The 18,904-nt window shown below is 41.7% G+C and carries 21 protein-coding genes; 6 read left to right on the top strand and 15 right to left on the bottom strand.

All coding sequences use genetic code 11. The features are described 5' to 3' along the window. Positions 1 to 31 precede the first annotated feature (31 nt). Positions 32 to 844, top strand: a complete 813-nt coding sequence (locus SRA_RS00350) for a Cof-type HAD-IIB family hydrolase (protein ID WP_003086308.1) — start codon at positions 32 to 34, stop codon at positions 842 to 844. A 497-nt stretch (positions 845 to 1,341) separates the two neighbouring features. After that, the gene (locus SRA_RS00345; protein ID WP_003086305.1) at positions 1,342 to 2,544 is read left to right on the top strand and encodes an IS110 family RNA-guided transposase; all 1,203 of its coding nucleotides are present in this window, start codon (positions 1,342 to 1,344) and stop codon (positions 2,542 to 2,544) included. Positions 2,545 to 2,796: 252 nt separating this feature from the next. Here SRA_RS00345 and SRA_RS00340 read toward each other — a convergent pair whose 3' ends face one another. From SRA_RS00340 to dpr, 6 genes are all read right to left on the bottom strand, one after another. Further along, complete coding sequence (locus SRA_RS00340) at positions 2,797 to 3,060, bottom strand: DUF3165 family protein (protein WP_003086300.1); 264 nt, start codon at positions 3,058 to 3,060, stop codon at positions 2,797 to 2,799. A 30-nt stretch (positions 3,061 to 3,090) separates the two neighbouring features. Continuing rightward, positions 3,091 to 4,935 carry a translational GTPase TypA gene (gene typA / locus SRA_RS00335; RefSeq protein ID WP_003086298.1) on the bottom strand — a complete coding sequence of 615 codons (1,845 nt, stop codon included), beginning with the start codon at positions 4,933 to 4,935 and terminating at the stop codon, positions 3,091 to 3,093. Positions 4,936 to 5,079: 144 nt separating this feature from the next. Further along, complete coding sequence (locus SRA_RS00330; protein WP_003086297.1) at positions 5,080 to 5,469, bottom strand: rhodanese-like domain-containing protein; 390 nt, start codon at positions 5,467 to 5,469, stop codon at positions 5,080 to 5,082. A 9-nt stretch (positions 5,470 to 5,478) separates the two neighbouring features. After that, a complete protein-coding gene (locus SRA_RS00325) occupies positions 5,479 to 6,450 on the bottom strand; it encodes an ROK family glucokinase (RefSeq protein WP_003086295.1) in 972 nt (323 codons plus the stop codon). Further along, a complete protein-coding gene (locus tag SRA_RS00320; protein WP_003086293.1) occupies positions 6,443 to 6,649 on the bottom strand; it encodes a YqgQ family protein in 207 nt (68 codons plus the stop codon). Before SRA_RS00320 ends, SRA_RS00325 begins: the two co-directional genes overlap by 8 nt. Before the next feature lie 175 nt (positions 6,650 to 6,824). Then, complete coding sequence (gene dpr / locus SRA_RS00315) at positions 6,825 to 7,358, bottom strand: DNA starvation/stationary phase protection protein (RefSeq protein WP_003086291.1); 534 nt, start codon at positions 7,356 to 7,358, stop codon at positions 6,825 to 6,827. A 100-nt stretch (positions 7,359 to 7,458) separates the two neighbouring features. Between dpr and SRA_RS00310 the strand changes: the two genes are divergently transcribed. Continuing rightward, positions 7,459 to 8,118 carry a prepilin peptidase gene (locus SRA_RS00310; RefSeq protein ID WP_003086289.1) on the top strand — a complete coding sequence of 220 codons (660 nt, stop codon included), beginning with the start codon at positions 7,459 to 7,461 and terminating at the stop codon, positions 8,116 to 8,118. 168 nt (positions 8,119 to 8,286) lie between these two features. Here the strand turns inward: SRA_RS00310 and trpA are convergent, their stop codons facing one another. From trpA to SRA_RS00270, 8 genes are read right to left on the bottom strand one after another with little or no spacing between them, the layout of a single operon-like run. Next, the gene (gene trpA / locus SRA_RS00305; RefSeq protein ID WP_003086286.1) at positions 8,287 to 9,069 is read right to left on the bottom strand and encodes a tryptophan synthase subunit alpha; all 783 of its coding nucleotides are present in this window, start codon (positions 9,067 to 9,069) and stop codon (positions 8,287 to 8,289) included. 4 nt (positions 9,070 to 9,073) lie between these two features. Further along, on the bottom strand, positions 9,074 to 10,276 hold the full coding sequence (gene trpB, locus SRA_RS00300) for a tryptophan synthase subunit beta (protein WP_003086284.1): 1,203 nt from the start codon (positions 10,274 to 10,276) through the stop codon (positions 9,074 to 9,076). After that, entirely contained in the window at positions 10,273 to 10,854 is a 582-nt protein-coding gene (locus tag SRA_RS00295) for a phosphoribosylanthranilate isomerase (RefSeq protein ID WP_003086282.1), read from the bottom strand. Before SRA_RS00295 ends, trpB begins: the two co-directional genes overlap by 4 nt. Continuing rightward, complete coding sequence (gene trpC / locus SRA_RS00290; RefSeq protein ID WP_003086281.1) at positions 10,841 to 11,608, bottom strand: indole-3-glycerol phosphate synthase TrpC; 768 nt, start codon at positions 11,606 to 11,608, stop codon at positions 10,841 to 10,843. Before trpC ends, SRA_RS00295 begins: the two co-directional genes overlap by 14 nt. Further along, on the bottom strand, positions 11,601 to 12,608 hold the full coding sequence (gene trpD, locus SRA_RS00285) for an anthranilate phosphoribosyltransferase (RefSeq protein WP_003086279.1): 1,008 nt from the start codon (positions 12,606 to 12,608) through the stop codon (positions 11,601 to 11,603). The genes trpC and trpD overlap by 8 nt, the downstream gene beginning before the upstream one ends. A gap of 12 nt (positions 12,609 to 12,620) precedes the next feature. Beyond that, a complete protein-coding gene (locus SRA_RS00280; RefSeq protein ID WP_003086276.1) occupies positions 12,621 to 13,190 on the bottom strand; it encodes an aminodeoxychorismate/anthranilate synthase component II in 570 nt (189 codons plus the stop codon). Continuing rightward, a complete protein-coding gene (trpE, locus tag SRA_RS00275) occupies positions 13,187 to 14,545 on the bottom strand; it encodes an anthranilate synthase component I (protein ID WP_003086274.1) in 1,359 nt (452 codons plus the stop codon). The genes SRA_RS00280 and trpE overlap by 4 nt, the downstream gene beginning before the upstream one ends. Before the next feature lie 8 nt (positions 14,546 to 14,553). Continuing rightward, positions 14,554 to 14,859 carry a chorismate mutase gene (locus SRA_RS00270; protein WP_037611154.1) on the bottom strand — a complete coding sequence of 102 codons (306 nt, stop codon included), beginning with the start codon at positions 14,857 to 14,859 and terminating at the stop codon, positions 14,554 to 14,556. Positions 14,860 to 15,341: 482 nt separating this feature from the next. On the opposite strand from SRA_RS00270, the gene SRA_RS00265 reads away from it, so the two are divergent. Both SRA_RS00265 and SRA_RS00260 read left to right on the top strand, forming a co-directional pair. Continuing rightward, positions 15,342 to 16,064, top strand: coding sequence for a DUF975 family protein (locus SRA_RS00265; protein ID WP_003086269.1), 723 nt, complete (start codon positions 15,342 to 15,344; stop codon positions 16,062 to 16,064). Positions 16,065 to 16,393: 329 nt separating this feature from the next. Then, positions 16,394 to 16,675: a putative quinol monooxygenase gene (locus SRA_RS00260; protein WP_003086268.1), complete on the top strand. Its 282-nt coding sequence runs from the start codon at positions 16,394 to 16,396 to the stop codon at positions 16,673 to 16,675. A 78-nt stretch (positions 16,676 to 16,753) separates the two neighbouring features. On the opposite strand, the gene SRA_RS00255 is transcribed toward SRA_RS00260, so the two are convergent. Next, on the bottom strand, positions 16,754 to 17,794 hold the full coding sequence (locus SRA_RS00255) for an NAD(P)H-dependent amine dehydrogenase family protein (RefSeq protein ID WP_003086266.1): 1,041 nt from the start codon (positions 17,792 to 17,794) through the stop codon (positions 16,754 to 16,756). A gap of 82 nt (positions 17,795 to 17,876) precedes the next feature. Here SRA_RS00255 and SRA_RS00250 point away from each other — a divergent pair, with 82 nt between their 5' ends. Next, the gene (locus SRA_RS00250) at positions 17,877 to 18,731 is read left to right on the top strand and encodes a MerR family transcriptional regulator (RefSeq protein ID WP_003086265.1); all 855 of its coding nucleotides are present in this window, start codon (positions 17,877 to 17,879) and stop codon (positions 18,729 to 18,731) included. Positions 18,732 to 18,904: the final 173 nt, after the last annotated feature.

Below are 18,904 nucleotides of genomic sequence, written 5' to 3'. Positions count from 1 at the left end.
TATTTTTCTTACTTTCTGCTATAATGACTCTATGACTAAAAAAACGATTGCTATTGATTTAGATGGAACACTTCTTAGAAGTGATGGCACCATTTCGGATTATACGGTGGCCATTATTAAAAAAATCCAAGAACAAGGACATCTGGTCATTATCTCAACCGGCCGTCCTTACCGCATGGCTCTGGAATTTTACAAAATTCTGGGATTAAAAACACCAATGATTAATTTCAATGGTTCCCTCACACATATTCCTGAGCAAAAATGGGCTGGTGAGCACAGGGTTAAGATTGAACGTAAATACCTTTTTGAAGTTTTGAAAAATGAAAAGGCCTTTGAAGCGGATTTTATTGCCAGCGAATACCGCAAAAAATTCTATCTGACTTTCAATCACCGCCAGACCATCAAACCGGAAATATTTGGGGTTAAAGAGCTGACAGATAAGATGCAGCTCAAACCAGAAAAAATTACCCGCGACCCGCATGCCCTGCTCATGCAAACCCGAGTTGAGGATAAGTATGCTCTGGCTGACGATATGCGCCGCCATTTCAACCACGAGATGGAAATCAGCAGCTGGGGCGGTCCTATGAATATCCTGGAATTCTCACCCAAGGGCGTTAACAAGGCTTACGCTCTTAAGCACCTGCTAAAAACGCTCAACCTCTCTAAAGAGGATCTAATTGCCTTTGGCGATGAACACAATGACCGGCAGATGTTAGCCTTTGCTTCCGTTGGCTACGCTATGAAAAATGCCAGCCAAGTCCTGCTGCCCTATGCTGATAAAATGACAGCATTTGATAATGACCATGACGGTGTGGCTAAAGAATTAAAAAAATTGCTTTTATAAAATAAAAAGGTAGAGGTTGGGCAAAAAGTCCAACCTCATCAATTAGAGTTCGTTTTAACATCATAACGCAGTGGTTGAATGGCAGTTTCGTTCGCGTTTTACGCTCTGAACCTGACCTATTCAACTGTGCGGGGGTGGGAAGACGAACCCTTTTGTTATTGTTGGGTTCTTTCCCACTCCCTTTTGACCATCATGTAAAGCATTTTTGATAGACGATTTTCCTAAAAGAGAGTAAGATGAGAACAAAAACATACTAAGATTAGTAGTGAGGAAATCTCCGACGGGAGAGAATACTCACTACTCTTTTCATTCTCAAGATGATAAAGTAGAGGTGTCTTGTTAAGTCGTGTTCTCTCTAGGCGCTGGACGTCGTAACAAAAACTGGCAAGACACCTGTTTTAGGAAGAATGTTATCAAAGTATGTGGGGCGCCAGACGTCGCGTATTGAAAATGACATCACTAAAACAAGGAATCATTCAAGACAAAGAGGTAATAGCATGCGAGTAGTATTTGGGATTGACGTGAGTAAGGTAAGTTCAGAAGTGGCTATTCTAGTCAACGGCGAGAAGGTTCATGGCTATACCATGCCCAATGATGCCATTGGCTTTGCTCGGCTACTTGGCGATTTGAAAACCGTCCACAAGCCAGAAATCATCTTTGAAGCAACAGGTGTCTACTCTCGCCGTCTCCAAGCTTTTCTAGAAGATAATGGCTATGCTTACACACGACTTAATCCCTTAGAAGCTAAGAAGCAACTGGATAGCTTGCGTGTGCGTAAAACCGATCAAATTGACGCTGAAAAACTGGCTCAATCTCAATTTGTGCTGAATCGTAAACCGACTTATGTCCAAGAAGAAGTCTACCAAAACTTGCGGGATCTCAGCCGTTTCTATCAGAATCTGACTGAGGACATTGTTCGGGCCAAAAATCGTCTGCACAAGGTTTTGCAAGTCACTTTCCCAGAGTTGGAAAATATCTTGGCAACACCAACTGGGGAACAATACTGGAAATTGGTCATGACTTTTCCTTGTAAGGAGTTGGTCTTAGATAGGGATGGCAATGAACTCTTAGATAGTATTCGGCAATCCACTTCAAAACGCATTTCTGACAAGCGTGTGGTTTACTTAGCAGAGAAGCTGACAGCACTAGCCAATCAGTCTTATTGTGCCGTTAAGAAAACCTCTCCAATGTTCGAAGAGATCCGTTACTATGCACAAGAATTACTCAGACTTTCTGAAAAGAGACAAACAATCTTAGACGAAATGGTGGAACTAGCTCAATCCTTACCAGAATATGAGATCCTTCTCTCTATTCCTGGTATCGCTGAAACAACTGCAACAAGCATTATTGGTGAACTCGGTGACATTCGTCGGTTTCATTCTGCCAATCAAATCAACGCCTTTATCGGCATTGATCTTAGGCACTATGAATCTGGAAACTTTTTGGCACAGGAACATATTACCAAACGCGGCAACCCTTATGCCAGAAAGATTCTTTTCAAATGCATTCACAATATCGCTTCAGCCAGTCACACCAATCCTTGCCATATCGCAGACTTTTATGAGAAACGAAAAAGACAATCGCAAACGACTTCAACTAAGCCGCACACGATTGCCTCCATACATCGTCTCATTCGGACAATGTATTACCTCATAACGCATAACAAACTTTACGATTATACTTCAACCCAAAATCAATAAAGGGGTTATGCACTATTATTGTAACACCTTATCAAAAAAATCACAAAATAAGGTGTTGGTTTAGTGTACACTTTTTAGATTTAAACAACTTAAAAAGATACAGTAGACTTTAAACATCTACTATATCTTTAAAAAATAGTTCTCAAAACCGTTGATAGACTTGACAAATGGTAGAAAATAGCACCCCTAAAATTAGATTTTTTTCTGTCCAACTTTAGGAGTGCGGTATATACAAATCCCGGCATCTTTATTTTAATTATGATTTTTTTTATTTTTAGGTCTGACTGTCAGCTGCAGCACATCTTTTAGAGCACAGTAGCCGACAGCAATCATCCCTATACCAACAAATATTTCGGGAGGTGACTGCATAATCCTGATAAAAGTCATTGCAGCCAGTACCATTAAAAAGGCCACAATAGCTACCACAGAAATCATATTCATGGTATTTTTAACCGTCTTAGGAGCGATAAAAATGTAATACATTAAAAGCAGTATTGCGATGATAGCATAAAACATTTTTTCTCCTTTCTCTCTGACTGAGGATTTTTAATCTTCAGCGGATTTTTTCTTCTTGGCAGCCTTAGCCCGTGCATTCTTATCAAGAATTTGCTTGCGCAGGCGGATCGATTCAGGTGTTACTTCCATATACTCATCATCATTGAGGAATTCAAGCGACTCTTCAAGTGTCAGGATACGCGGTGTTTTAATAACCGCTGTCTGATCCTTGGTAGCCGAGCGAACATTAGTCATTTGCTTGGCCTTGGTAATATTTACCGTCAGATCATTCTCGCGCGAATTTTCTCCGATAATCATTCCTTCGTATACTTCTGTACCTGGGTTAACAAAGATAGTCCCACGTTCCTCAATGGACATAATAGAGTAAGTCGTCGCCTTGCCTGTATCAATCGAAACAAGAGCACCGCGGTGACGGCCGCCGATTTCAGCATTGATAACTGGCATGTATTTATCAAAGGTATGGTTCATGATACCGTAACCGCGTGTCATTGATAGAAATTCTGTCGGATAACCGATAAGCCCACGGGCCGGTGCCAAGAAAATCAAGCGTGTCTGACCGTTGCCGGTTGACTGCATATCAAGCATTTCACCCTTGCGCTCTGACAGCGATTGGATAACCGCTCCCTGATATTCTTCCGGTGTATCAATCTGCACACGCTCAAAGGGTTCCATTTTCACACCATCAATTTCTTTGATGATAACTTCAGGACGCGACACCTGCAGTTCATAGCCTTCACGGCGCATGGTTTCAATGAGGATTGACAGGTGCAGTTCCCCGCGCCCTGACACTGTCCATTTATCAGGGGAATCAGTCGCCTCCACCCGAAGGGAGACATCCGTTTGCAATTCAGCCAAAAGACGTTCTTCAACTTTGCGAGATGTGACAAATTTACCTTCACGACCAGCAAAAGGTGAATTATTGGCCAAGAAGGTCATTTGAAGAGTTGGTTCGTCAATATGAAGAACTGGCAACGGTTCAACCGCATCGGTTGGTGTAATCGTTTCACCGACAAAGATGTCCTCCATACCGGAAACCGCAATCAAATCACCCGCCTTAGCTTCCTTAATTTCACGGCGTTCAAGACCAAAGAAACCAAAAAGTTTTGTCACACGGAAGTTTTTAGTCGTACCATCGAGTTTTGAAAGGGTAACTTGGTCACCGACTTTTACCGACCCGCGGAAAACCCGGCCAATACCGATACGTCCGACAAAATCATTGTAATCAAGAAGAGAGACTTGGAACTGTAAAGGCTCGTCTGAATTATCCACCGGTGCCGGAATATGGTCAATAATCGTGTCAAAAACTGGTGCCATTGTATGCTCTTGATCGGCCGGATCATCTGAAAGCGATGAGGTTCCATTAATCGCTGACGCGTACACAACCGGAAATTCCAGCTGATCATCATCTGCTCCGAGCTCAATAAAAAGCTCCAGCACTTCATCAACAACTTCTTCTGGTCGGGCAGACGGTTTATCAATCTTGTTAACAACAACGATTGGAACCAAGTTTTGTTCCAAAGCTTTTTTCAAAACAAAACGTGTTTGTGGCATTGTCCCTTCGTAGGCATCAACAACCAGAACAACCCCATCAACCATTTTCATGATACGTTCAACTTCGCCGCCAAAATCCGCGTGTCCCGGTGTATCCATAATATTGATTCGCGTGCCGTTGTAAGCAACAGCTGTATTTTTAGCAAGGATAGTAATCCCACGTTCTTTTTCAAGATCGTTAGAATCCATTGCTCGTTCTTCAAGCTGTTTGTGTTCATCAAGTGTATGCGATTGCTTTAAAAGCTCATCAACAAGAGTTGTTTTTCCGTGGTCAACGTGAGCAATAATAGCAACATTTCGAATATCTTCTCTAAATTTTGTCATGATTCCTCTTACAATTATTTTATTTCAACTTACCAATTATAGCATAATTTTTGAGAAAAAGCGCAGGAAAGATAGCTGTAAACGTTTAAAATAAGAAAAAACATGCCCGAAAGCATGTTTGATAATAATAAAGCCGCAAGAAAATCAGGCGTGTTCTTTCACCTTCCCATTCCAGTAATCAAGACCATTTTTTAAGACATAAAGATCTTTATAGCCCGCTTTTCTGAGTGTTAAAACAGCGCGGGCAACTAACTGTCCGCGGGTATTATCATAAAGTAGAACTGGTTTGTCTTTGCGAAGAGCTGATACAGATTCCTTAAATTGTTCAGACGGCAGATTGCGTGCTCCTAAAATATGCTTGCGACGGAATTCACTAGGAGAGCGTAAGTCCACAACCTGCGCTCCTCTCATCATATTTTCAAATTCTGCATTAGAAACATACTTAGCCGCACGGCGGACACGGATATAATTCCACGCAAAGAAAGCAAGGAAGGCAAAAACAATAATCCATAAAATAATCGTTACAGTTGACATATAACTCCTTTATTCCTCAATAAACTGACGGGCAAGACTGGCAGCTCCGATGATGCCGGCATCATTTCCCAGTTCCGCAATTTTAATTTTAGTGGACTTTTTGACTTGCGGAAAGGCAAATTTTTGGAAGTAATTTTCGATGCGTGATCGCAAAAATTCACCGGCTGCAGATACCCCGCCGCCAACAATAACAGAATCAGGATTCAAAATATTGCTGATATTGGCTGTGGCAAGTCCTAGGTAAAATCCGACCTTTTCAACCACAGAATCAGCAAATTTGTCACCGGCTGCCGCTGCAGTAAAAACATCCTTGCTTGTCACGCTGTCGCCATTATCAATAGCAGCTTTAATGGCCGACGGTCCCTCATAGTTTTCAGCCAGCAGACGGCCTAGACGAACAACTCCCGTTGCTGAAGCAACCGTTTCAAGGCATCCCTTATTGCCGCAGGTACAGTCAAAACCTTCTTCCGGCTCAACAATAATATGACCGATTTCTCCTCCGGCTCCAGCAACTCCATGAATAAGGCTGCCATCAGCAATGATGCCGCCGCCGACACCTGTTCCTAAGGTCACAAAAACAACATCTGGGTTATTATCACCAGCGCCAACCCAGCGTTCACCCAAAGCAGCAACATTCGCGTCATTATCAATCGCAAAAGGAATACCCAGTTCTGCTTCAATAGCTGCTCCAACTTCCTGTGTCTCAGCCCAATTAAGATTAAAAGCTCCTGTAACAGTCTTTTGAGTGCGGTCTACTGCTCCCGGCGAGCCCATGCCAATACCTGCAAAATCATCATTTGATAAGCCATACAGCTCTAAACGATGTTTGATAGAAGCAATAATATCAGGAACGATATGCTTGCCGTCCTCTAAAATATTAGTTTCAATCGCCCATTTTTCCTGTACTTGGCCATCCAAGGTCAGAATACCGAATTTAACACTCGTTCCGCCAAGATCAATACCCAAAAGCTTTTTACTCATTTTCTTTTTCCTTTTCTATCCTGTGCTCCCTGCGCAAAACCAGTTCAGCCTGTAAGTAGTCATTTTTTGAAATCAGCCCGTTTTCATAGAGCCTCTCAAGCTCAATTTTCATCATTTCAATGTCGTAAAGCCGCTTGCCCAAATAAACATAAATGCCAAACCGTTTCAACAGCTGCTGCACATCATATAATGTTTTCATCTCTCAAATTTTACCAAAAAAAGCCTGTCTTTTCAATATATTTTTGCAAACGTTTGCCTCTTCTCACAAAAAGAAAAAGGAGAGCAAAACAATTGCTCCCCCTTCTTTAACCTACATCAGTCTGATTAACCTGACTGCTGCCGATTAAAACCGTTACAAGCTAGCTATGGCCGGCTTAAAGTCCCGGTGCCTGACCCAGTTCAGCCTGCAGCATCCAGACTGTCTTTTGCGCGTCAGTCTGAGCAGCTGTAAAGATATCGTTAGAAACAGCATCTCCTTCTTCATCGGTCACATCAAGACCTACTTGATAAAGATTAGAAAGATAGCTGTAAACTTCTACAAGACGGCTCAGATGGTCAGCCATTGCTTTGTCCCAGCTTCCTGCTTCTTCTTCCAGCTTAGAATTTTCATCAAATTCCTTCAAAGTTGAAAACGGACTGCCACCAATAGTGATTAAGCGTTCACTGATTTCATCCAGATGGGCATTTAAGGCATCCATCAGTTCATCCATTTTAGGATGGAGGTAAAGAAAGCCAGCTCCGCGCATGTACCAATGTACTTGATGAACAATGGAAGCTGCCTTTGACAAGTCAGCTACAGCCTGATTGAGTACAGCTTTGGTTTTTTCATTGCCTGAAGCTTCTTTCTTTTCAACTTGATGCGTGATAGATGCATAGATATTTTCAACGAGTGTGTTTGTGTTAGTCATAGTAAGTCCTCCTTGTAAATTAATTATTTACACTTATATTTTAGAATGATTCTAATTAAAAAGCAACTATTTTGCCTCCTTTTTGACGAATAATTTAGATATGAAACTCTTTTTATTTTTTATCTTGGGTGCTTCACTGGGTTCTTTTTTAGGGTTGGTTCTTGACCGTTTTCCAGAAAGATCAATTGTCTCTCCGCGCAGCCACTGCTATAACTGTCACAGATACTTAGCAGTTCGGGATTTGATTCCTATATTTTCACAAGTGCTCAATAAAAGCCACTGCCGCTTTTGCGGCTGCACCATTCCTTTAAGATATGCCCTCACAGAATTTTTCTGCGGTCTCATTGGACTAGGTTTCGGACTTCATTTAGTAACTCTCTCACAAGTATGGCTGCTCCTGATGGGAATTCTTTTATCACTTTATGACCTAAAAGAACAGACATATCCTTTTATTGTATGGCTAGGCTTTACTGTTTTGCTGCTGCTCTTTTATCCTGTGAATCTAATCAGCATCATCCTCTTTCTGTTCGGTATTTTTGCTGCTTTAAAAAACATCAATATCGGCAGCGGTGATTTTCTTTATCTGGCGACGCTGTCTTTATCACTCAGTTTTCAGGAAGTAGTATGGCTGATTCAAATTGCCAGCATAGCAGGAATCGCTTATTGTTTGCTCCGCAAAAAACAAAAGGAGAGACTGCCTTTTGTCCCCTTTCTTTTTCTAGCCTATAGTTCTCTTATTTTATTGCGTCACATCATCTAGATTTAACAGCAATAAAAGCAGTGAAGCACAGACCTCTACGTTTGGGAGAGACGCTTAGTTTTATTGCCCTCCATTATTTTAGTTTATTAAACTTTTAGAAGTCCATGCAAAAAGCGGAAGCTAAGCATAGTGTCAACACAATCAGTACCTTCTTTCCGCTTTGTATTCTTATTTGTGATAATGGCTGCCATATTTAATAAAATCTGCTATTTCCTGCTTTTTCCCTTCGTGCAGAGCTTTAACAATTTTGGAACCTACGATAACACCGTCTGAAACCTTATTAAAGCGTTCAATATCAGTAAAACTAGAGACACCAAAACCGGTCAGCACAGGAATGGAAGAAAAGCTGCTCAGCTGCTTTAAATGCTGATCCAAGTCATCACGGTAGCTTCCAGCTTTACCTGTCACACCATTAATGGCTACAGCATAGATAAATCCTTGAGCATTCTCAATCAGCTCTTTTTGACGATCCAAACCGGTTGTTAAACTAACCAGCGGAACCAAGGCTAAATCTGCATTATCTAAATAAGGTTCGATGAAATCCTTTTGTTCATAAGGCAAATCAGGAATAATCAATCCCTTAACTGAAGTCTTTTTTAATTCCTCAACAAAGCGTTCAACACCATATTGAAAAACAGGGTTGAAATAAGTCATAATGACAAGCGGAACCTCAGTCCTTTTTTCTTGAAGCAGACTGATAATAGCCGACAGCGAAGTTCCTTTGGCCAAGCTGCGCTGACCGGCCAATTCAATAACCGGACCATCGGCTACAGGATCAGACCAAGGAATACCTATTTCAATAGCTGATACTCCTTGTTCTTCCAGAAAAGAAATAGTTTCAAAAAGACCGTCAAGACCCTTGGGATGGTCTCCCGCCATGATATAAGGAATAAAAAGTCCTTTGCCTTCTTCTTTGATTGCCTGTAAATGTGCTGTTAATGTCTTTGCCATCATTTTATTTTCCTTCCTGCTCAAAACGTTCTTTGACCTGCATAACATCCTTGTCTCCGCGGCCTGACAGACAGACAATAATAGATTTATCCGGTCCCAGTTCTTTGGCAACTTTTTGCGCTAATGCGATAGCATGACTGGATTCAAGTGCTGGAATAATTCCTTCTAAGCGCGACAGCAGTTTAAAGGCTTCCAAGGCTTCATCATCTGTAATAGAATCATAGGTTGCCCTGCCGATTTCATTGAAGTAGGAATGTTCAGGTCCTACACCGGGATAGTCAAGTCCAGCTGAAATAGAGAAGGCTTCCATGATCTGACCATGTTCGTCCTGAAGGACATTCATGAGAGATCCGTGAAGAACTCCCGGACGGCCTTTGGCAAAAGTAGCTGCGTGCTTATCGGTATCAAGTCCAAGTCCAGAAGCTTCCGCTCCATACATCGCTACAGACTTATCATTGACAAAAGGATAAAAGAGGCCGATAGCATTTGAACCTCCGCCGATGCAGGCTAGGACCGCATCTGGCAGCTGACCGCCCGAAATATCAGCGTACTGACCTTTGGCTTCTTTACCAATGACAGATTGGAAATCCCGAACAATTTCCGGGAAAGGAGCCGGTCCTAGAGCCGATCCCATAATATAATGTGTATCATCAATATTAGCCACCCATGAACGCAGTGCAGCATTAACTGCATCTTTCAGCACACACGAACCGTCTGTCACTGAATGAACCTTGGCACCAAGTAATTCCATACGAAAAACATTGAGTTCCTGGCGTTTAACATCCTCTTCCCCCATATAGATAGTGCATTCCATATCAAACAGCGCAGCGGCCGTTGCCGTGGCAACTCCATGCTGACCTGCACCCGTTTCGGCAATGACTTTATTTTTTCCCATACGTTTTGCCAGTAGCACTTGACCGAGAGCATTGTTGATTTTATGAGCACCAGTATGATTGAGGTCTTCGCGTTTCAAATAAATCTTGGCGCCTCCAATATGATCTGTCAGACGTTTAGCAAAATATAAGGGGGTTTCCCGCCCCACATAATCTTTAAGAAGAGCTGCTAATTCCTCTTGAAAACTCGGGTCTGCTTTAGCTTTGTGATAAGCTTCGTCCAGCTCAATAACCGCTGTCATCAGAGTTTCTGGAATAAACTGTCCTCCGAAATTTCCGTAAAATCCTTTTTCATTTGGCTGATTATAAGTCATCTTTTCACACTTTCTATAAATTTGATAATCTTCTGACTGTCTTTGTGACCGTTCGTTTCTACACCAGACGACACATCAACAGCATAAGGAGAAAAACGTTGGATGCATTCCTTGACATTGTCTGCATTCAAACCGCCGGCAATAAAGAAGGGCTGCTTAATATGCTTATCCCGAAGCAGCTGCCAGTCAAAGGTCTCACCGCTGCCTGCCATCGGAGCATCAAAGAGCAAGTATCTGGCTTTGCTTAATAAAATAGGCTCTTTTTTTGTCACCTGAACCGCGCGTATTATTGGCACTGAAATCTGATTTATCAGCTCCTCATCAAAGTCTCCATGCACCTGTACAAGATCCAGCGGAACTGTTTTGACGGCTCCTTCCAGCTCCTCCAAACTCGGGCTGACAAAGACGCCGACTGTTTGAACAGACGCAGGAATGTCTTTAGCTAACTTGTTAGCCTTCTCAAGGCTAATCTGACGCTTGCTGGGAGCAAAAACAAAACCGATGTAATCTGCTCCGCTATCAACAGCAGCTGTAACTGCTTCTTGCGTTGATAATCCGCAAATCTTAACTTTTGTCAATGGCCAACTCCTTTACCTTATCAGCGACATTATCTGCTTGCATGAGAGCCGTTCCAACAAGAATAGCATTGAAATACGGCGCAAGCAGCTCACTGTCCTGCCGGCTAAAAATACCGGACTCTGACACATAGACACGGTCATCGCGAAAGTGAGCTGACAATTCCAGACTTGTATTGATATCAACTTCAAAAGTTACTAAATTACGATTGTTCACCCCAATAATCTGAGCTCCAATCTTGTGAGCAATTTCTAATTCAGACAAGTTGTGCGTTTCCACCAGCACTTCTAGGCCTAAACCAGTCGCAAAATCATAGAGTTCTTTGAGCCGCTGCTTGGGCAGAGCTGCAACAATAAGCAAAATCACTGTTGCGCCAGCATTGCGGCTGCGGACAATCTGTTTTTCGTCAATGATGAAATCCTTAGCCAAGGTCGGAATAGTGACACTGCTTGATATTTCAGCTAGAAAATCAATACTCCCCTTGAAAAAAATCTCATCTGTCAGAACAGAAATCATTGCAGCACCAGCAGCTTCATAGAGTGCTGCCTGCTTGACAATATCCACATCAAGATTGATGTCTCCCATACTGGGGCTGGCTTTTTTGACTTCAGCAATAATCTGCAGCTCCTCCTGATGCTCTTTAAAAAAGTCAAAAAGACTGTAGGTTGAGCGAAGCGGTCTGAGCTCTTCCATAGTTAGACCAGCTACTTCTTCTTGCTTTTGTTTTAAAATAGTAGGTAAAAATTCTTTAGTCAACTTGTGCCTCCTGTAATGCTTGCAGCTTAGCGTAGGCTTTCCCTGATGCAATAATCTCCCGTGCCAGATCAATCCCTTCTGCCAGAGTATCTGCTTTGCCATTAGCAAAAAAACCAAGACCTGCATTAAGGACAGCTGTTTCTAGGTAGGGACTGGGTTCATTTTTTAAAACACTGATTAGAATCCGAGCATTTTCTTTAGCATCGCCGCCCTTAATGGCATCCAGCCTGACCTCAGGCAATCCTAGATCCTTAAAGCTAAAACTTCCTTGCGAAATTTCCCCCTCATTGAGCAGTGTATAGTGATTGATGCCATAAAGCGCAGCTTCATCCATATTGTCCGGTCCTGTGATAACAACAGCTCGTCTGCGGCCAAGAAGCCTTAAGACCTGTGCCAGATCACGCTGCAAATCAGCCTGATAGAGCCCCATGAGCTGTGTCTCCAGATCCATCGGATGGGTTAAAGGACCGATCAGATTCATAATAGTTGGAATCCCCAGTGCTTGTCTGGCCGGTGAAATATAGCGCATGGCCGGATGCATTTTCTGAGCGAAGAGAAAGGCAATGCCCGTTTTATCTAAGACTTGTGCCAGCTTTTCCGGAGCCAGATCAACGGTAATCCCCAAGGCCTCCAAGACATCAGCAGAACCTGACTTTGAAGAAATGGAGCGGTTGCCATGCTTAGCGACATGGATGCCGCCGCCAGCAAGGATAAAGCTGCAAGTGGTGGAAATATTAAAGCTAAAGGATTTGTCACCGCCCGTACCGCAGTTATCCATGACATTTTTTGCCTGACTGGGAATCAAAACAGCATTTTCTTTAATTGCCTTGACCAAACCTAAAATTTCTTCAGGTGTTTCACCCTTGATTTTTAAAGCCATCAGAAATGCTGCAATCTGTGCTTCTGTCAGCTGGCCTTTTAAAATTTTTTCAGCAACGGCTGTCATCTGACTTTCTGATAAATCTGTTTGAACAGCTAATTTTTCAAAGATTTCTTTCATGATATTTCCCTTCTAAATCCTTCCTGCTATCTTGGCAAAATTCTCAATCATCTTTAATCCTTGAGGTGTACCGATTGATTCGGGATGATACTGTAAACCATAGATAGGAAGCGTCTTATGCTGAATAGCCATGATTTCTGCATCGTCTGCGGTTCTTGCCACAATTTCAAAATCTTTTGGAATCTCTTCGACTGCAATTGAATGGTAGCGCATAATGTCGAGTGTCTCAGGCAGTCCTTTAAAAATCGGGCAAGCTTTATGGACAGTCATTTGGCTCTGTTTGCCATGCATGACCTGATGAGCCAAGCCCAGCCGGCCGCCAAAACTTTCAGCAATGGCTTGATGACCTAAGCAAATACCTAAAATCGGCTTTTCCCCCGCAAAATCTTTAATTAAACTCTCCATTTTTCCAGCATCAGCCGGCCAGCCGGGACCCGGGGACAGAACAAGTGCGTGAGCTTCATCTGCCGTTTTATAGAGCTCTGCTGCATCATTTCTAAGAACTTTGACATGAGCAAACTGTCCTAAGTACTGGGCTAAGTTATAGGTAAAAGAGTCGTAATTATCAACTAGCAAAATCATAGAACTTCTCCTATTCTAGTCATGGCTTTGGCCTTGTTAATGGTCTCATAATATTCATTTTCAGGAACACTGTCATAAACAATACCTGCACCTGCTTGAACATAAGCTTTTTGGTTTTTGATAACCATGGTACGAATAGCGATAGCAAAGTCCATATCGCCGGTTGCTGACAGATAGCCGATGGCTCCTGCATAAATACCGCGCTTTTCCTTTTCTAATTCATAAATACGATTCATAGCGCGAATTTTCGGTGCTCCTGATACTGTACCCGCCGGAAGTGTTGATTTGAGAGCATCCATGGAACTTAATTCTGATAACAGCTGCCCCTTTACCACACTTGTCAAATGCATAACATAGCGGAAAAACTCGACTTCCATGTATTTGGTAACTTTGACTGTTCCAATTTTAGCAATTTTCCCAATATCATTGCGTCCTAGATCCACCAGCATCCGGTGTTCGGCAGTCTCTTTGACATCTGACTGCAAGTCCTCTGCCAGCGTCCTGTCTTCTTGTTCGTCTCTTCCCCGAGGGCGCGTGCCCGCGATAGGATTGGTGGTGACTACCCTATTTTTGACAGACACTAAACTCTCAGGACTGGCACCTATAATCTGATAATCACCAAAATCATAAAAGTAAAGATAATTAGAAGGATTAGTGATACGCAAATTACGATAGAAATCCAGCGGCTTACCAGTAATATCTGCTGAAAAGCGCTGACTGAGCACACACTGGAACATGTCTCCCTGACGAATGAGCTGTTTGGCCTTAGTGACCATATCCCTGAACTCACTTTCTTCTAAGTGATTCTCAAAGGTCAGCTGGTGCAGGTCACGTTCTGAAAATTCATCATCGGACTGTGTCTTTAAATCAGCTAAAACCTTTTCAAGTGCAGTCTCTTGAGCGTCCTCGCTTCTGCCGCTGTAAATATTATCTTCAACAATAACCACTTTTTCTTTTTTATGGTCGAAAATCAGGTAAGACTCATAGACAAAAAACTGCATATCTGGTGTCCCAATAGTATCTTTAGGAATTTTGCCAATAGTTTCATAGAGGCTAATCATGTCATAGCCGACAAAACCAATGGCACCGCCGTTAAAAGGCAAATCCTGAGATTTCTGTGACTTGACCGTCAGCTGACTGAGATAATCCAAAGGATCGCTTTCAATAACTTTGCCATTCTCCATCAGCTGTCCATCTTCAAATTTGATTTCAAAAACAGGATTATAGGCTACAATTGAAAAACGAGCATTTTCTTTTTCACGCGGGATAGATTCCAAAATCACCTTGTGCCCGCCCTGCACGCGCATATAAGCAAGAATGGGTGTCAAAATATCAGCATTCAGTATCTTTTTCATCTTTAGTCTCACTTTCTATTGCCTTTATGATTGCTATTTTTGCTATTGATACTCAGCTCTAAAGCTGTGAAGCTTTCAATCATAGCTTGCCAGACAGCAAGCGCAACATCTGGTGATAAGCCCAGCTCCTTCGCCTGCTGCTGTCTGCTTAGCAAAACTTGTTTGACTCGCTCAGGAGCCGTGACAGCTGCATGACTGCCAGCAGGTTTTAACCGTCCAATCTGCTCGACAATTTGCTGACGCTGGGCTAATAGAACAAGTAATTGATAATCTAGCTGATCAATTTGGCTTCTCAGCCTCTGGATATTTGTCATAACTGCACCTACATAGAAAAATTTGCATAAATACAAAACGCCCTCACACAGAATAATCTGCATGAGGGCGTTACATCTAGCTAACACGGTGCCACCTCAGTTAACGGGATAGTCTTTCCCCGTCATCTCAGCCTCCTCCAACAAGGAGTCGCACAGTAAGGGGTGCACACCTGAAGAATATTGTTTATCTTCACCTTATTGAAAATCAGCCCACTTCCCAAAATTCTGCTGCTTGTTCGCAATAACCACAAGCTCCCTGAAAACATAAAATTCTGGTACTTTTCTGATTTGCTTACGATTATACACTTTCTAAAAAACAAATGCAAGCCTTTTTGAGCGACTTTTTACTGAATTTCCAAAAAAATCAGAATTTTCATATGAAAAAATTTTTAGACCCTATTACTTTGAATAATGAAATTGTTTTCTCACTCAAAATATGCTATAGTTAAGTTCATATTAAATTGTTAAGGAGTTTCTCTGCTATGTCGAAAACCAGAGCTCAATTAAAAATGCAGGCTAAAGAGCGCCTTCGGAACAACTGGGCCTATGCTGTCGGCTTGTATGCCCTGCCCAATCTCACTATTTCAGCACTTGTTTGGGCCTGTATGCTGATAGTAGCTGTACTTGTCGCATCACTTGATGTCGCTGTCGGTGAAGAAGCTGCTGTCTTAACAGGAGTACCCCTTTGTATACTTATTGGTCTTGCCATGTTGGTCGTTTCATTGATTGTGACTGTTGGCATTACTTTAGGATTTTTAGATTTTTTTAGAGGAAAAAGACCAACCTATACTGAAGCCAGCACTTACCTTTTAAAAGAAGGACGCTTTGGAAAGTTCTTCCCTACTAATCTGGTCATGCTGATCTTTATATATCTATGGTCACTTCTCTTTGTCATTCCTGGAATCATTAAAACTTACAGTTATTGCATGACGAATTATATCCTCAAAGATAAATTGGAAAAGGGCGAGTCAGTAACCGTCACTCAGGCTATCACTGAAAGCCGTCAATTGATGGATGGTCATAAATGGGAATACTTTGTTCTTCAGTTAAGCTTCCTTGGCTGGGCTATCCTAGCTAATTTAACAGCTGGTATCGGCTATCTGTGGTTAATTCCTTATATACAGACAACAACTGCAGCCTTCTACCAAAATCTAATCGATAACAGTGCTAAGGATCAGACAAACTCGGCCTTAGCTGCCAATTGAGTTTAACCATATACTCTCCGCTGCTTCTAATAAGTAAAAAACTAAACAGCAAAAGCCTGTGACAAAAAAGTCTCAGGCCTTTCTTTTTTAGAAATAAGTTGACACAGCGGTTGATTGAGATAATTGCTTTCTTAGTTTAAGTATATTTATCGTGCAGTGAACTTTTAAGATTAAGCAATCAATTGCGAGAGCTAAAACGGTAGATTAACTAGATAGTTACCGTTCAAGCTCTCTTTTTATTCAGACTAAAATATCAATCTGTCTTTTAAAATGATATAATGGAAGCGAAAACAATCGTCTCTTAAGTCTCTTTAGAAAGGAGCCTTACAATGAAAATAATCAATGCCGTATTTTTTATTAAAGCTGACAAAAGACAAGCATTTTTAGCAGATGTCACGCCTCTGATTGAATCGTCGCGCGCAGAGGATGGAAACCATATGTACCAGCTTTATGAAGCTGTGGATCTGCCCAACCAATTTGTCATGGTTGAAGAATGGGAAAACCAAGCTGCCATTGACCAGCACAACACCAATCCGCTCTTTCTTCAGCTAATGGATCATTTAAAAGATTACAGCACAGCTGACCCTGTTATTAAGGTTGCAGAGCAATAGGAACACGAAAAAAAGAGAGCGGGAAAAATTGATTTCTGCCAAATCTCATTTGAATCCCGCTCTCTTTTAAATTAATTTTTACGACCAGCCTTCCACATAAGTATGAAGCGGATAAGTCGGATAAGCTAACAAACGTGCTTTTTCTGAAGTCACATAGCCGGCAGGGGCATCAAGGACACTTGGAATACGATTGACAATAGTCGCGCAAGTTAAGGCAACAGTATCGGGTTTAGCAACTGAAAAAGTAAGATTAGGGTCTCCGCTTATTTCCCAGTCACACATATCCCCATCATCTGGTCCATAAACCTTACCAATACATTCAACTTCCAATTCAATGCCTTGATGGGTCTTTATTTGAGTAACCGCTGACATGCCTGTCACCTGTCCAGCCGGAATAGTACGCCCTAAGGTTTCAGAATAAATATCTTCTTCCAAAACATAAGGAACACTCTTTTGACCAATAGACTGGATCGTCCAATTCATCTTAGAGCAGATAGCTTCAGCGGCATTCCACATATAAGACGGTAAACTTTCAGCAGAAGCAATTTCACGCTCAAAACGATCAATGTCATAACCAGCACCATGAGCTTCAGCCAGAGCTAAACCATAATCTTCAACATTATAGCTGACAGCTCCTTTAACCTTTTTAATCCGGTTCATTCCCGCCATTGCCAGACAAGGCATATTAATCCAGTAAATGTCCTGCATGCCTGAACCCATAATAGTCACACCATATTCTTTGGCCAATTTATCCAAACGGTTAGTTTCAGATGGGGAAGTCGTCCAAGGATAGATAGCCTCTTCGCAGGTAGAAATAACATTGACTCCATTTTTGATGGCTTTTTCATAAAATACATACATTTCCGGCATGTAAGAAAAGATGGTTACAATGGCAATATCCGCATCACAGTCTTGAAAGACCTGATCAGCCTGATCAGAAATGATGACACCTGTCTTATAACCCAAACCGGCAAAATCACCAATATCCTGTCCTACCACTGCTGGATTTGTATCGATAGCTCCGACAATTTCAACACCATGGTCCAAGAGATTCTTAAGAATGACCTTGGACATCTTACCACAGCCATATTGGATAGCCCGAATTTTTGCATTTCGCATGTGCCCGTCCTCCTTTTATTGTTATTTTTTTCACAACTATATTATAATATCTATAGTAACTATAGAGTCAAGGAGAAAAATCATGAATCTCATTTTAAAAATCGGAGATTTCTCCCGTATTAATAACATCTCAATTCAGACCTTGCGATATTATGATAAAATCGGGCTTCTAAGTCCTTATTCTATTGATAAGGAGACCGGCTACCGCTACTATCATATCAATCAGTCGCAGATAGTAGATGAGATCCAGTATCTGCGCCAGCTTGACTTTTCCCTAGAAGAAATAAGAGCTATCCTGTCCACTCAAGAAAATATGACAGAAATCAATCATTTTATCAATGAGCATAGGCAGCATCTCCTCTCTGAAAAACATCGCTTAGAAGAACGTTTAAAGGAGATAGATACTTTCCAAACCGGTGCACAGATTTATGATTATAAAAGGCACTGCCATGATTTAGAAATTCTTAGTCTGCCGGCCAGAAGAATGATTATTTATCAAACGCAGCAGAATATTTATCAGATGACTGATGAAGACTATGAATTTCACCTGCGAGAGTTTAAATTGGCTCTGAAAAAAAGCAAGCTTTCCTATTCGATTTTTTCCCGCGTCGGCTCGATTATTGCCCAGAAAGATTTCAAGAATAGAAACTGGCTGTCTCATCAAATGTTTATGTTTTCAAATGATGAAGCTGCTGACTTTGCCATAAAGACTTATCCTTCCAGTCTTTATGCCTTGACCTACTGCACTTCCTTTCAGGAAGAAATTGAAAAACTGGATCTCTTTTATCAAATGATTATCAATACGGGATATGATATTACAGGCGATTATATCTGCGAGGTTATCCACGAACATCCGCGTCTCAATCAAAATAAGAGAGATATGTTTATCAGGATGCAGGTGGCTATCAAACAGACCGAAAACAAAAACGGTTTTTAGCCTGAGTTACTGATTATTCATATAAAAACTAGGGTATATGTCCATAATTGCTCAGCAATCATGTGTGTCTGCCCTAGTTTTAAGGTACCCTTGCTGCTCAATCCTAACCAGCTGTGCGCAAGGCAGGATAATCCTATCCAGCAGATAATTTTTCCACTCTTTTTTCGCTAAAG

The sequence above is a fragment of the Streptococcus ratti FA-1 = DSM 20564 genome (assembly GCF_000286075.1).
In the GTDB taxonomy this organism is placed as follows: Bacteria; Bacillota; Bacilli; order Lactobacillales; family Streptococcaceae; genus Streptococcus; species Streptococcus ratti.
This window is presented reverse-complemented; position numbering and strand designations above follow the sequence as displayed.